This is a genomic window from Nocardia sp. NPDC058705 (assembly GCF_042749305.1).
Classification (GTDB): Bacteria; Actinomycetota; Actinomycetes; order Mycobacteriales; family Mycobacteriaceae; genus Nocardia.
In genome coordinates this window covers 1-13,775 of record NZ_JBHYRN010000023.1, presented here as the reverse complement: position 1 = coordinate 13,775, position 13,775 = coordinate 1, and the positions used below count along the sequence as shown (strand labels likewise).

11 protein-coding genes are annotated in these 13,775 nt (G+C 68.1%); 5 read left to right on the top strand and 6 right to left on the bottom strand.

The annotated features are described in order from the left end of the window. Nucleotides 1–32: 32 nt before the first annotated feature. Nucleotides 33–713 carry a hypothetical protein gene (locus tag ACFW6D_RS23490; RefSeq protein WP_379331418.1) on the top strand — a complete coding sequence of 227 codons (681 nt, stop codon included), beginning with the start codon at nucleotides 33–35 and terminating at the stop codon, nucleotides 711–713. Nucleotides 714–724: 11 nt separating this feature from the next. On the opposite strand, the gene ACFW6D_RS23485 is transcribed toward ACFW6D_RS23490, so the two are convergent. Continuing rightward, complete coding sequence (locus ACFW6D_RS23485) at nucleotides 725–2,272, bottom strand: PucR family transcriptional regulator (protein WP_379331416.1); 1,548 nt, start codon at nucleotides 2,270–2,272, stop codon at nucleotides 725–727. A gap of 85 nt (nucleotides 2,273–2,357) precedes the next feature. Here ACFW6D_RS23485 and ACFW6D_RS23480 point away from each other — a divergent pair, with 85 nt between their 5' ends. Further along, nucleotides 2,358–2,825: a nucleoside deaminase gene (locus ACFW6D_RS23480; RefSeq protein WP_379331414.1), complete on the top strand. Its 468-nt coding sequence runs from the start codon at nucleotides 2,358–2,360 to the stop codon at nucleotides 2,823–2,825. Then, nucleotides 2,822–3,781 (top strand): isopenicillin N synthase family dioxygenase, encoded by a 960-nt coding sequence (locus tag ACFW6D_RS23475; RefSeq protein WP_379331412.1) that lies wholly within the window; start codon nucleotides 2,822–2,824, stop codon nucleotides 3,779–3,781. The genes ACFW6D_RS23480 and ACFW6D_RS23475 overlap by 4 nt, the downstream gene beginning before the upstream one ends. A gap of 34 nt (nucleotides 3,782–3,815) precedes the next feature. Here ACFW6D_RS23475 and ACFW6D_RS23470 read toward each other — a convergent pair whose 3' ends face one another. Further along, the gene (locus ACFW6D_RS23470; protein WP_379331410.1) at nucleotides 3,816–5,165 is read right to left on the bottom strand and encodes a DoxX family protein; all 1,350 of its coding nucleotides are present in this window, start codon (nucleotides 5,163–5,165) and stop codon (nucleotides 3,816–3,818) included. A 251-nt stretch (nucleotides 5,166–5,416) separates the two neighbouring features. Here ACFW6D_RS23470 and ACFW6D_RS23465 point away from each other — a divergent pair, with 251 nt between their 5' ends. Together ACFW6D_RS23465 and ACFW6D_RS23460 are read left to right on the top strand one after the other, a co-directional pair. Continuing rightward, nucleotides 5,417–6,544 (top strand): phosphotransferase family protein, encoded by a 1,128-nt coding sequence (locus tag ACFW6D_RS23465; RefSeq protein ID WP_379331408.1) that lies wholly within the window; start codon nucleotides 5,417–5,419, stop codon nucleotides 6,542–6,544. Beyond that, on the top strand, nucleotides 6,541–7,644 hold the full coding sequence (locus ACFW6D_RS23460) for a hypothetical protein (RefSeq protein WP_379331406.1): 1,104 nt from the start codon (nucleotides 6,541–6,543) through the stop codon (nucleotides 7,642–7,644). Before ACFW6D_RS23465 ends, ACFW6D_RS23460 begins: the two co-directional genes overlap by 4 nt. Before the next feature lie 512 nt (nucleotides 7,645–8,156). Here ACFW6D_RS23460 and ACFW6D_RS23455 read toward each other — a convergent pair. The 4 genes from ACFW6D_RS23455 to ACFW6D_RS23440 all read right to left on the bottom strand — a co-directional run bounded on the left by ACFW6D_RS23455 (nucleotide 8,157) and on the right by ACFW6D_RS23440 (nucleotide 13,433). Next, the gene (locus tag ACFW6D_RS23455; protein WP_379331404.1) at nucleotides 8,157–8,501 is read right to left on the bottom strand and encodes a cobalamin biosynthesis protein; all 345 of its coding nucleotides are present in this window, start codon (nucleotides 8,499–8,501) and stop codon (nucleotides 8,157–8,159) included. A gap of 148 nt (nucleotides 8,502–8,649) precedes the next feature. Further along, the gene (locus tag ACFW6D_RS23450; protein ID WP_379331402.1) at nucleotides 8,650–10,200 is read right to left on the bottom strand and encodes a cobyrinate a,c-diamide synthase; all 1,551 of its coding nucleotides are present in this window, start codon (nucleotides 10,198–10,200) and stop codon (nucleotides 8,650–8,652) included. 169 nt (nucleotides 10,201–10,369) lie between these two features. After that, nucleotides 10,370–10,984 carry a cob(I)yrinic acid a,c-diamide adenosyltransferase gene (gene cobO / locus ACFW6D_RS23445; protein ID WP_266291327.1) on the bottom strand — a complete coding sequence of 205 codons (615 nt, stop codon included), beginning with the start codon at nucleotides 10,982–10,984 and terminating at the stop codon, nucleotides 10,370–10,372. 238 nt (nucleotides 10,985–11,222) lie between these two features. Beyond that, nucleotides 11,223–13,433, bottom strand: coding sequence for a magnesium chelatase subunit D family protein (locus ACFW6D_RS23440; protein ID WP_379331544.1), 2,211 nt, complete (start codon nucleotides 13,431–13,433; stop codon nucleotides 11,223–11,225). Nucleotides 13,434–13,775: the final 342 nt, after the last annotated feature.

Below are 13,775 nucleotides of genomic sequence, written 5' to 3'. Positions count from 1 at the left end.
AGCCGGACCGCCTTCGAACTAGTCTCAGCACCATGCATTTCCTGGTGCTGGTTCTCGGGGCCGATGTCGAACATCAGCTGGCAGCATACGGGGACCGCGCGACGCTTCCCCCGTACCGACGTTATGTCTCCCCCGCGGAGCTGGAAGTCGACCAACGGGTCCTGCGCGAACACCCGGTGGACGGTGTCGACCCCTCGGATGCCGCGGCGGTCGTGCGTTGGGGCGCGAGTGGTGCCGAGATCGGTCACGACGAGACGGGCTGGTTCTTCTGGACCACAGACAATTGGCGAGCCAGGTGGGACTACTGGACCCTCGGCGGCCGCTGGTCCGAGCATCTGATCATCAAGGGGACGACCCTGCGGTATGACGCGGAGGCGATCAAAGGCAGTGTCGACTTCGATGCGATGCGTACGCGCGCCGTTGCCGAAGCTGGTCAGCGGTGGGATGAACATCGCAGCAAGGTCGCGACCGGCCAGTCGGACTCGTTGACCACCAGAATCATCGGCGACCTCACCCGTGAGCAGTTCGTGGCGCAACGCAGCTGGCATCCGACGTTCCTCGTCATCGACGGCGTCTGGTACGAGCGAGGCGACCTCGGCTACGCCTGCGACGTCGGCGAGGAGCGAATCATGCAGTGGCGCACCTTCGTTGAAGAGGAAATAGCCCGACTGCCCGACGACACCACGATCAGCTGCGTGGACTGCCATCGTTGAGCGCGTTCGGGTTACTCGCCGCTGCCAGTGGAATGCACACGGTGTGCCGCGAGGGCCAGGAGGAGGGTGGCTGTGAGTTCTGGGGTGGCGGGGTCGAAGCCGAGGAGGGATTTGATGCGGTCGAGGCGTTGGTAGAGGGATTGTCTGCCGATGTGGAGGGCAGTGGCGCAGCTGGTGGCGCTGGCGCCGTGACGTAGGAACACCTCGAGGGTGTGGGTCAGTTCGCTGTGATGTGCTGTGTCCCAGGCGATCAGCGGGGCGAGGGTGGTTTCGACGAGGCGGGTTCGCTCGGCGGCGGGCATGGCCTCGACGAGGAGATCTCCGGCCCATTCGCGCCGGGTGGTCACCGGGCCGTTGCGGCCGGAGCGGTCGCGGCGGCAGCGGACGGCGAGCCGGAGAGCGGGGCCCGTCGCGACGAGTGCGGCGGACAGGCTCACCGCGGTCGACTCGGCCGGGTCACCGACGACCAGCGTGACACCGTCGATGCTGTTGGTGGCACACACTTTTCGCAGGAGGCCCGCGATCTCGGCGACAGGGTCCACCGCCGCGGGATCCGGTGTGAGAACCCCATACACCGTGGCGTGCACCTCCCCGATCAAGCCCGGTCTGCTGAGTTCCTTGACCGCCCCGTCGAGTAGGCGGACAGCGATTCTGGCGTCGGGAGCGTCGATCGCCACCGGCACCAACCGTAGCCCGGCCGCCGTGCCTGCCCCTGCCGCGACCAACCGTGCGCGCAGGTCAGCGGAGCGGATCTGCTTGTCCGCCAACAGATCCGCGAGGAGTCGCGTGGCCGCTCGGCGCGGTCGACCGGTCGGCGCGGCGGACTGCGCGAGCGACGGACCGAGCGCGGCGACTGCCCGCGTCAGCACTTCCGCCAACGTGGTGGGGTCAAGGGGCGAGCCGGGTCCGGCGGTGAGCGTCCCCCAGTGGCCCTCGCGCACCACGATCGGCGCCGACGCGGCGGCGGATTCGACTGCGGCCCAGGCGGATCGGTCATCGTCGACACCGTGCGCGGCGACCAGCGCCCCACCGGCCGCGGTCAGCACCACCGGGCATCCGGTCACCGCACCGATCTTCGATAGCATCGGCGCGGGCCCGTGTCCGGCAACGAGTTCGGCGAGCAGGTCGCGGGTCAACCGATCGACCACGCGCAGCATCCCCACCTCCCGCGACACGATCTCGGTGTTGGCCGCCCGGCACAGCTCGATGAACGGCACCACCCTGCGCAACGCGATCAGCGGAAGCCCGGCGCGCGAGGCCTCCGCGACCATGTCCGGCGGGACGGTATCGAAGGTGCGGCCCAACTCGATCGCCACCCCGGCCACCCCACGATCGGCGATCTCACGCAGGTAGTGGCGTCGGGTTCCGGCGTCGACCCCGGCGAGCCCGAGCCCCGTCGTGAGCAGCAGCTCACCGCCCGAGAGCAACGGGCTGATCTCGAAGATCTCACTGGAATGCACCCACCGCACGGCCCGGTCGAGCGAGGAGCGCCCGGACAGCACCAGCGGGTCGGCGGCCAGGAACTGGTCTGCGAGCAACTGACGGACGGTGGGCAACATGCGGTCATCCTGTCACTGATCGACCGCGCGCGTACGGACGAAATGTACGTTGCCGAGCGGGCCCGCGGGCAGGACAGTGGAGGCCATGACCCAGCCGCACGCACTCCTGGACGTGGCCTACGACGAAGCCCTGCGCGGGCTGTCCGAGGGCGGTGTCCCGATCGGCGCCGCCCTGTTCGACGCTGACGGCACCCTGCTCGGGCGCGGCCACAACCGCCGCGTCCAGAACGACGACCCGAGCGTGCACGCCGAAACCGACGCCTTCCGCGCCGCGGGCCGCCGCCGCGACTACCGGCCGACGATCATGGTCACCACGCTGTCCCCGTGCTGGTACTGCAGCGGTCTGGTCCGCCAGTTCGGGATCGGCACCGTGATCATCGGCGAGGCACGGACCTTCCACGGCGGCCACGACTGGCTGGCCGAACACGGGGTGAAGGTTCTCGTCCTCGACGATCCGCGCTGCGTGTCCCTGATGACCGACTTCATCGCCGAGCGACCCGACCTGTGGTTCGAGGACATCGGTGTCGCACCGACAAAGGAGACCCCCGCATGAGCACCATCGCCTCGGTCGACCTGGCCCGCTGGCGCGCCGGCGGCGACGCGGCCCGCGCCGTGGAACAGGAGGTCGACGAAGGCTTGCGGCGGGCCGGGTTCCTCCTGGTGCACGGCCACGGCATCGATCCCGCGCTACCCGCCGCGGTCCGGGCGGCCGCACGCCGGTTCTTCGCACTCCCCGATTCGGTCAAGCAGCGCTACGCGGTGACGGTCGGTGGTCGCGGCTGGATCGGTCCCGGCCGCGAGGCCAACGGCTACGCCGAGGGCACCGAGACCCCGCCCGACCTCAAGGAGACCTTCGCCGTCGGCGCCGACACCGCGACGGGCGATCCCACGGTCGACGAGGTGTGGTTCCTGCCCAATGTCTGGCCCGCCGAGGTCGTCGAGCTGCGGACACTGCTCACCGAGTACACCGCCGCCGTGCGCACGCTCTCGGACGAACTGCTCGCCCTGTTCGCCGCGGCCCTCGCGCTGCCTGCCAACCCGTTCGCCGACCTGGCCGCACGACCGACCTGGACCTGCAACATCAACCACTACCCGCCGATGTCGGAGGTCGGCGCGCCGGAACCCGGCCAGTTCCGCATCGGCCCGCACACCGATTTCGGCACCGTCACCGTGCTCGACCGCGAACCCGGCGCGGGCGGGTTGCAGGTGTACACCGAGGCCGAGGGATGGGCGGACGCCCCCTACGATCCGGCGGCGCTGACGGTGAACATCGGCGACCTGCTCGCCTATTGGAGCGGCGAGCGCTGGCCGTCCGGGCGCCATCGCGTCCTCCCGCCGCAGCCCGACGCCCCCGAGGAGGACCTGGTCTCGCTCATCTACTTCTACGAACTCGACCACGATGCGGTGGTCACTCCGCTGGCACCGCCGATCGGGCAGGTGGCACCGGGCCCGCCGGTCGTGTCGGCCGACTTCCTGCGCGTCCGCCTGGATGCCATCACCGTCAGCTGATCCTCGCCCCATGGGTGATCCGGTGGCGGCGAACTCAGCCGAAGTGCGGCTGGTTCTGCACCCAGCGGAACCCGGTGCTGCGCAACGGGAATCGCTCGAGGTCGAGGCGGCTCAGCGTGACCGTCGCGGGGCGGCCTTCGAGTTCACCGCGCAGGGTCAGCGCGTCGTCGGAGGTGCGCTCGACGGTGAATGTCGCGTAGGGCTCGGGTGTTTCGTTCGAGGCTTGCGGTGCCGCGACGAGCGTGATGGACGTCGGGTCGGTGGTGGCTTGTACCGGCACGATCGTGTCGTCCATCCGCTGGTAGCCCGCCGCACCCACGTCGATGACGAGACGCTGCCAGCGCACCTGGTCGGTGGTCAGCGGTGGGATCGCGGTCCCGTCGACGGTGAACTCACCGACCTCCCAGATGCCGTACAGCTCGGGTTTCGTTGCGCCACCGCCGTATTCGTTCCACCCTTGGATCCCGACCGTGAGGCACCCCGCGACGATCCACAGTCCGGCGGCGATCTGCACCACCGCGGCCCAGCGGTTCGCGCGCCGAGTGGAGAACAGTGGCGGCTGAACCGCCGGCCCCGAGTCCCGTTCCAGGATCAGGAAATTCGCCAACCTGCGGGCCTGCGGCGCCAGCAGCACCAATCCCATCAGCAGTAGGTGCCCGGCGAGCATCTTGACCGGCACATCGAAGGTCAGGTTGAGCAGAAACACCTGCGCCATGCTGATCACGGACAACATCGCGCCCACCGTCGCGGTGCGCGGCCAGAACAGCAGCAGACCGGCGAGTACTTCTGCTGCGCCCAAAGCGATTTCGTAGGCGGGCGACGATCCGACCTGTGTCCACAGCATCGCCATCGGTGTCAGATCGCCCACCCGAGTCAGCAGAGCGATCAGGGAGGGTTCCGGCATCTGGGTGGGGATCAGTTTCGCGAATCCGTAGAACAGCATCTGCCCGCCGGCGAACAGCCGCATCGCGGTGAGAAACCAACTCCACAACCGTGGATACGCGCGCCGACGTCGGTCGAGCACCGACCAGACGACCGTGATCAGCACCGCGACCACCAGGATCAGACCGCACTGGATCCAGATCGCCGCCTGATCGCCACTGCCGTTCATGGTCAATTCCGCCCGCACCCCGAACACCTGCTCGCCGATCCAGGTGCTCACCGGATCGAGCGCGATCATCTGCCAGAGAATGGCCTCCTCGGGCACCTTCAGCGCGAAAACACCGAGGAAAACGAAGGTGATCTGCGCCATCCACAAACAGAACAGCCCCAGGTAGGCAACGGTGAACCGGAAAGCGATCCGGGTGACCGGTCGCCAGGCCGCAGCGGGTGGCGCAGGGCTCGCGATGTCGTCGTGCGTGAGCTCCATGGACGTCACGGCCACCTGTTGCCTCCCCGTCGAGTTCGATTGTTACCGAACCTAATCGGCGAACCCTGCCCAGCGCGTCCGGGACAACCCTGACTTTCACCCCCGTCAACCCTGAACTCGCCGAGCCCTTCCTGTGCCGCGTTTCAATCGACGACGGTTTGTCAAGCCGGGTCCCACTCACCGACGCGGGGCTTACATTCCGGGCGGTCTTCCGGTACCCAGAGGTGACACACGTTACAGTTTTGCCGACAGGGGTACCCGCGCAGATGTCCGAGGATCAGGATCCGGCCGCTCAGATGTCGCTCACGGTCAGTGAGCGGGATCTGGACGAGTTCGCGGGGAAGCTGGCGCGTTGGCTGAGCGGCAAGGTCGGTGCGGAGGTGGCGGTCAGCAATCTGGACAAGCCGTCCGCCGGCGGCATGTCGAGCACCACGATTCTGTTCGACGCCGAGTGGTCGGCGGACGGGAGCAGCGAGCAGGGGTCGTTTGTCATCCGGATGGCGCCCGAGGACAGCTCGTTTCCGGTGTTCGAGTCTTATGACCTGGCGATGCAGTATGAGGTGATGGCCGGTGTCGGCGCGGCGTCGACAGTCGCTGTTCCGCCGTTGCACTGGCTGGAACTCGACGAGTCCGTGTTCGGCTCGCCCTTCCTCGTGATGGAGCGGGTCGAGGGCAGGGCGCCGTCGGACAATCCGCCGTATGTCTTCTTCGGCTGGTTGTTCGACGCGACCGTCGCCGAGCGCGCGCTGATCGCCGACGCGACCATCGAGGTGATCGCCCAGGTGCACGCGATCGACGCAGTGACCCAACGCTTTCCGCTGCTCGACGGCGAAGGTACCGGCCTGCGCAGGCATTTCGAGGCGCAGCGCGCCTGGTACAAGTGGGCGCTGACCGACCACGACGTCGAAGTGCCGCTGATCGAGCGGACTTTCGACTGGCTCGAGGCGAACTGGCCGAAAGATCCCGGACCCGAGGTGCTGAACTGGGGCGACGCCCGCCCCGGAAATATCCTGTTCGACGGGTTCACCCCGGCCGCGGTGCTGGATTGGGAGATGGCGACGTTCGCACCGCGCGAACTGGATCTGGGGTGGATCATCTTCATCCACCGGTTCTTCCAGGACATCGCCACCCGCTTCGACCAGCCGGGTCTCCCGGACTTCCTGCGCCGTGACGCGGTCGTAGCGAAATACAAAGAGCTGACCGGATATTCGGTCCGCGATCTCGACTTCTACATCATCTACGCGGCACTGCGACACGCGATCGTGATGGCCAGGATCAAGTGCCGGATGATCCACTTCGGCGAGGACACCGTGCCCGCCGAACTCGATGACTACGTGATGCATCGCCTCAGCCTCGAGGCGCTGCTCGACGGCACCTACGAGTGGGACCGATGAACGCGACAATGCCCGTCCCCCTCGACGAATACCCGGTCCACCAGACCCCGCTGTCACTGGCCCGCGTGGCCACCAGCGACCGGAACTTCTACGACCGCTACTACTTCAACGCCTTCGACCCCGCCGGTGACACGATGCTGATCACCGGTTTCGGCGTGTACCCGAACCTCGGTGCGGTCGACGCGTTCGCGACCGTGCGCCACGGCGACGTCCAGCGCAGCGTGCGGTTCTCCGACGTGCTCACCACACGCGATCTGAACACCGCCGTCGGTGGCTATCGGATCGAGGTGATCGAGCCGCTGCGGAAGTTGCGTGTGGTGTGCGAGCACGACGATCTCGGGTTCGATCTCACCTGGACCGGCGCGCAGGCTCCTGTACAGGAGCAGCCGCACCTGATTCTGTCGGGCACCCGCCCGATCATCGAGGCCTCCCGCTTCGCCCAATTGGGTTCGTGGGAGGGCACTCTCGCGGTCGACGGCATCGACTACACGATCGACCCGGCGGTCTGGACTGGCAGCCGCGACCGCTCGTGGGGCATCCGACCCTCCGGCGAGCCCGAACCCGCAGGCCGACCGACCGGCATGGACGGTTTCTGGTGGCTGTACGCGCCGCTGCGGTTCGCCGACTTCTCGATCGTGGTGATCGTGCAGGAAGAACCCGACGGCACTCGCACCCTCAACAACGCGGTGCGGATCTGGAACGACGGCCGCAAAGAACAACTCGGCTGGCCCCGCATGCACTGGACCTACGAATCCGGCACCCGGCACCCGAAGTCGGTGCGCCTGGACATGACCACCCCCGACGGCAAACCCATCGAGGTCGAGATCGAATCGCGCCCCGGCATCGCCCTGCACGTGGGCTGCGGTTACGGCGCCGACCCCGACTGGACCCACGGGCGCTGGATGGGCGAGAACTGGTCGCTGTCAAGCACTTACGACCTCACCGACCCCGCGATCAAAGCCCGCACCCCCTACGGCGTCATCGACCACATCGGCCACGCCCGCTGCGGTGACGCCGAAGGCTGGGGCCTGTTCGAACACGCCTCCATGGGTCGCCACGACCCCACAGGTTTCGCCGATTGGTCCTCCGTCGCCCCTTGACGGAGCTTCTCGCGCGAGAAGAAAAGGCGCCGCCGCGACAACGAGGTCGCGGCGGCTCCGATTTATTGTGCGGCCGTGTTCCTATGCGGCAATGGCGAGTCGGCAATTAGCGACGGCACCGCCTCAAACGTCCAGCATGGTGACAGCCACGAATTGTCCGTTGGAATTGCTCCTCAGGCGCTTGGCCGCAGCCTCAAAGCACGCTCGCTGGCGGCGAACCTGGGTCGGCTCCTGCGCCCGATACTCCGCCAAGACTTCGTCAATCCTTGAACGTCGACGTTCACCGAGCCACGGGTACAGATCGATCATCCATTGCGCCGCCCTTGAACCGGTTATCTGCGCCCGGACTGTTCCTGATCATGAGGAATGACCCTTCGCCCTCCAACAGACCAGCCAACCACGCAGCAGTCGGTCGCAACTCGGTGAGCTTCATTTCCAGCACACGCCGACGGGCGGGTCCGACGGTTTGGCCCGTTTCTGGCCTCGCATCCGCACATGATCAATTCGCCCTGCTACGCCGAGGCAGCAGCGACGACTATCCCTTCGACAATTGTTCTGCCACGCACGAGTTCACCACTGCCCGCGAGCAATGCCGCGGCTTCGGCGACACTGGCGGTACCGACCGCCGACGCTACCCGCTCGGAACTGTGCCCGACCTCGACCTCGGCCAACTGCTCGGCGGAGAAGGCGATGACGGGCACCCCGAAGGAGGCTGCGGCGGCGCGGACTGCGGGTTCAGTGGCTCGTCGCTCGAGCGTCGCCAAGCAGGCGATGGTGAGGTCGCCGACCACTGCTTCGATGGCCCGGACGATGCGCTCGCGGTCGGTCCCCGGCCGGATGCCGATACCGACAGCCACACTGCCGATCGGACGTGGCGAATCATCAACGGCCGCAGAATCTCCGGTGGGTTGCCGCTTTCCCGAAGAACTGGTCGAGGCGGCGCTCGCCGAACCCGGGTTCTCCGCCGAAACCGACGGTGCACCTTCCGTCATCGATTGCTCGCCATCAGCGGCTGAAATGTCGTGCGGCGCTGACAAATCGGGCGATCGCGTCGGGGTTTCCAGCCGGGTGGGTGTGCAAGTAGGAGGCATGGACCTGCCGGACCACGGCACCCTCGGCGACAGAACCCGTTGTGCGCCAACCCCATGCGGCGCTCTCGCCTCCGGCGCGTACCAAGCGGGTCCGGTGGAACTCGTGACCGCGCACACGGGCACCAGCACGCCAGAGCACCGAATCATGCAGGGCAACGGCGTCGCGATACCCCAGCGTCAGGCGCGGCCCGAATTCGGCGTCGGCGTCGACGACCCCCGCCATCTGGTGGCCGTCGAGGGACCGCGTGAGGTAGAGCAGCCCCGCGCATTCGGCGTGGATCGGCAGGCCCCGCGCCGCACCCTCAGCCACTGCGGTCCGTAGACGCTCGTTGGCTGACAGTTGCCCGGCGTGCTCCTCGGGGAAGCCGCCTGGAAGCACCAATCCGCCTGTGCCGACAGGAAGTTCGTCGGACAGCGGATCGAAAACCACCACCCGAGCACCGGCCGCGTCCAGGAGTTCCCGATGCTCCGCATAACCGAAGGTGAAGGCCGGACCGCCCGCCACCGCGACCAACGGACCTTCGGAAGCAAAGCGCGTGGGTTCGGCCGGCAGGCCACCCGCCATCCCGACCAGCGAGGTATCGGACAGGGCAAGGGGTGCGGATTTCGGTGGCAGTCCCGCAGCGGCGAGACGATCAGGTGCCTGCGACGTTCGCGCTTCGTGCGAGGCGGAGTCGACCGTCCGCACCAGCTCTACCCCACGCGTGGAATGCTCGGCGGCAGCGAGTTCGGCTACCGGATCCCAGGCGTCACCACTGACCGAGCCGCCCGCCATCGCGACGATCGCGCGCAGATCAACGTGTGCCGCAACGAGTTCGGTCATCGCGTCGACGGCGGCGGTGGCGGCGCTGCCGTGTTCGACGGCGGGGATCAGGCCGAGATGGCGTGAGGGGACTTCCAATTCGGTCATGCGAGGGAGGGCGCCGAGGACCGGAAGCCCGACGCGGTCGCAGGCTGCGCGCAAGACTTGTTCGTGGCGTTCGCTACCGACCCGGTTGAGGATCACCCCGCCGAGCCGGACCGAGGAGTCGTAGGTGGCGAAGCCGTGGAGCAGGGCGGCGAGGCTCTGGGAGTGTCCACGAGCGTCGACAACCAGCACCACCGGCGCACCGAGCAAGCCCGCAACCTGCGCGGTGGAACCCTCGGCTATCGCGTCGGTGCGGTTCTCGTCGATCCGCCCGTCGAACAGGCCCATCACGCCCTCGACGATCGCGATATCGCAACCCTGCGCGCCGTGCCGATACAGCGGCACCACCCGATCCTCGCCCACCAGCACGGGATCCAGGTTGCGCCCCGGCCGTCCAGCGGCGAGCCCGTGATACCCCGGGTCGATGTAGTCCGGCCCCACCTTGAACGGCGCCACCTGGTGCCCGGCCCGCCGCAGCGCACCGATCAGCCCAGTCGCCAAGGTGGTCTTCCCACTGCCTGATGCCGGTGCGGCGATCACCACCGCGGGAGCGCTCATCACCGCACCTCGCCGATGACGCCACCCACAGCGATTCGACGGCAACGCGCAAGATTCGGGCTGGACGACGCGGCGGCAGAGGGAGCCGCGCGATCCGTCGCGCGCCGACCGACAGCACCGACGGCGTAGTGCGCGCCGACGACCACGACCGTCCGGGCGGCCGTCACAGTCACCACTCGATGCCGCGCTGGCCCTTGCGGCCCGCGTCCATGGGGTGCTTGACCTTGGTCATCTCGGTGACGAGATCGGCGGCCTCGATCAGCGCCGGGGGTGCGTCGCGGCCGGTGATGACGACGTGCTGGTTGCCGGGGCGGTTGGTGAGGGTTTCGACGACCTCGTCGATGTCGACCCAGCCCCACTTCAGCGGGTAGGTGAACTCGTCGAGGACGTAGAAGCGGTGTTGTTCGGCGGCGAGACGGCGGGAGATCTCCTGCCAGCCCGACAGCGCGGCGGCCGCGTGATCTTCCTCGGTGCCGTGCTTGCGGGTCCAGGACCAGCCTTCGCCCATCTTGTGCCACTCGACCGCCCCACCCACACCGGTCTCCTCGTGCAGGGTGCCGAGCGTGCGGAACGCGGCTTCCTCGCCGACCTTCCACTTGGCACTCTTCACGAACTGGAAAACCGCCACGTCGAAGCCCTGATTCCAGGCCCGCAACGCCATCCCGAACGCCGCGGTGGACTTGCCCTTGCCCGGCCCGGTGTGCACGGCCAGCACCGGCTGATTACGCCGCTGCCGAGTGGTCAGACCGTCCTCGGGGACGCTCTCCGGAACACCTTTGGGCACAGAAAACTCCTCTTCTCGACGCACGCCGTGTGCGCGTTCCTCGACCTCGCGGTCGATATCCGTTCGTAGCGGCCACGCCGGTCCGCCACCATTTCTATCAGGGCGCACCCGGTGACCCCGACACGGTGAGCAGCGCCGGAATCTCCTCGCGCGCCTGTGGCCCGGCGTAATCGCCCACTTCGACGCCTCGGTGTCAGAAAACTGATTCTGAACGCGCCAATTGGTCGATTACGCCGGGCTACGCCGCACGGGGCCGGCCGGTGGCGCGGACTACGTCGGCGACGATGTCGCCGGTGAGTTCGTTGAGTCGCAGGTAGCGGGCGCGCAGGTCGCGGGCCAGTTCGCCGGCCAAGCCAAGGCGGATCATGCCGCGTTCGCAGTCGATGACCATCGCGGTGTGGCCTTCGGCGGCCAGTAGCTTCGCGGCGGTGCGGGCGCGTGGGAGGGGGTCGGTGCCGCCGGTGGCGCGACCGTCGGTGAGCAGGACGAGCATCGGGCGACGGCGCGGGTCGCGGACGTGTTCGCGGGCGATCACTTCGCGGGCCTTCAGCAGACCTGCGGCGAGGGGGGTTTTACCGCCGGTGCGCATACCGGCCAAGCGGCGGACGGCGATGTCGACCGAGGACGTCGGCGGCAGGACGAGTTCGGCTTCGCTACCGCGGACACTGATCACGGCCACCTTGTCGCGGCGCTGGTAGGCATCGCGCAGCAGGGTGACGATGGCGCCGGTCACCGCGGTGAGGCGGTCGCGGGCAGCCATCGAGCCGGAGGCGTCGACAACGAAGACGACCAGGTTGCCTTCTCGCCCTTCGCGATACGCGCCACGCAGATCTTCGGCGGCCAAGGCAAGTGGACCACTGAGCCGACCGCGCTCGAATTGCTTGGGGGCGGCGGCGAATACGGTGCCGAGCAGGTGCAGACCGGTAGTCGGATCAGCGTCGGCACGGACAGTGCGGCCGGTTCGAGTCCGGGCGCGCGAACGTCGGCCGGGTGCGCCTTCGCCGATGCCGGGTACTTCCCAGCGTGGGATGGGCTTCGCCGCCGAAGTCGGTGTGCCCGAGAACCTTTCGGGTCCAGGGCGCGAACCGTTGCCGGCGCCGTCGGCACTCGAGCTGTCCGAGCGGTCGCCGCCGGAACCAGAGCCGTTGGGCCCACCACCTTCGGGACCACCGCCATCCGGTCCCCCATCGTCGGGACCACCGCCATCCGGTCCCCCATCGTCGGGACCACCGCCGTCCGGCCCCCCATCGTCGGGACCACCGTCATCGGGACCTCGCCCATCAGGACCACCATCGCCGGGCCCCTGGTCGTCCGGCCCGCCGTCGGGATCCCCGCGATCCAGCCCCCGACCGTCTGGATCTACGCCTCCGCGCCCCTTGCTCTCGTCGATACGCCCGCGAGACCCATCCGGACCGTCGGCATCGAGTTCGTCGTCGGCACGGTGACGCCCGTTCCCGGATCCGCCTGGACCATCGAATTCCTCATCCCCCGAAGCCTTTTCGACCTCGGCGGCCGCAGCCTCCATCGCCTCGTCGAGCTGCTGCTCACTGATCCCCGGCTCGTCGAACGGATCCCGCCGCCGCCGATGCGGCAACGCCAACTCCGCCGCGATCCGCACATCGTCCTCGGTGACCCGATCGCGCCCCCGCCACGCCGCATGCGCGGTCGCGGTCCTGGCCACAACCAGATCCGCCCGCATCCCATCCACATCGAACGACGCACACAGCGCTGCGATCCGCCGCAGCTCCGAATTGTCCAGCGCGACCTCGGGCAGCCGGTCCCGCGCGGTCAGAATCCGTTCGGCCACAACCTGATCCGCGTCGACATAGCGGGCAGCGAACGCGTCGGGATCAGCTTCGTAGTCGAGCCGACGACGCACCACCGCCATCCGCACATCCACCTCACGCGAAGCCGCCACATCGACAGTGAGCCCGAACCGGTCCAACAACTGCGGCCGCAACTCCCCCTCTTCGGGATTCATGGTCCCGACCAGCACGAACCGCGCCGGATGCGAATGCGAAACACCGTCACGCTCGACGTGCACCCGCCCCATCGCCGCCGCGTCCAGCAACACATCAACCAGGTGATCGTGCAGCAGGTTCACTTCATCCACATAGAGCACACCGTGATGCGCCGCCGCCAGCAACCCGGGCCGAAACGCCTGCTCCCCGTCCCTCAGCACCCGCTCGAGATCCAACGACCCGACCACCCGATCCTCGGTAGCCCCCACCGGCAACTCGACGAGCCGAGCCGGCCGAGCCCCGGTCTCATCCACCACCGGCGGCAACAACTGCGCCAACGCCCGCACCACAGTGGACTTCGCCGTCCCCTTCTCACCCCGCACCAGCACCCCACCGATCCCCGGATGCACAGCCGACAAGATCAACGCCAACTGCAGCCGCTCCTGCCCCACCACAGCCGAGAACGGAAACCCCGCCTCCCCCCCCACACGCGCGGCAGTATGCGGACCAGCGGCAACATCAGCAAAACCAGGCACGCCCCAACTCTATGCGCGCCACGAACCAGCCCACCCCCCGGGCATCAGCCACCTGAACGACAACCACACTCCCGACACAGAGGTGAACCCCAAATCCACCACCACCACACCCCCACCCACACCATGCACCCCACACCCCAAATCCACCACCACCGCACTCCCAGCCACAACGCACACCCCGAACCCGCCATGACCGCACTCCCAGCCCCGCACACCCGACCCCTGGGGAGGGTCCGCCGCGCAGCGGCGGTAGCGGCCCGGCCGCGAGTTAGCCGCCGTTGCGCATGCGCCAAG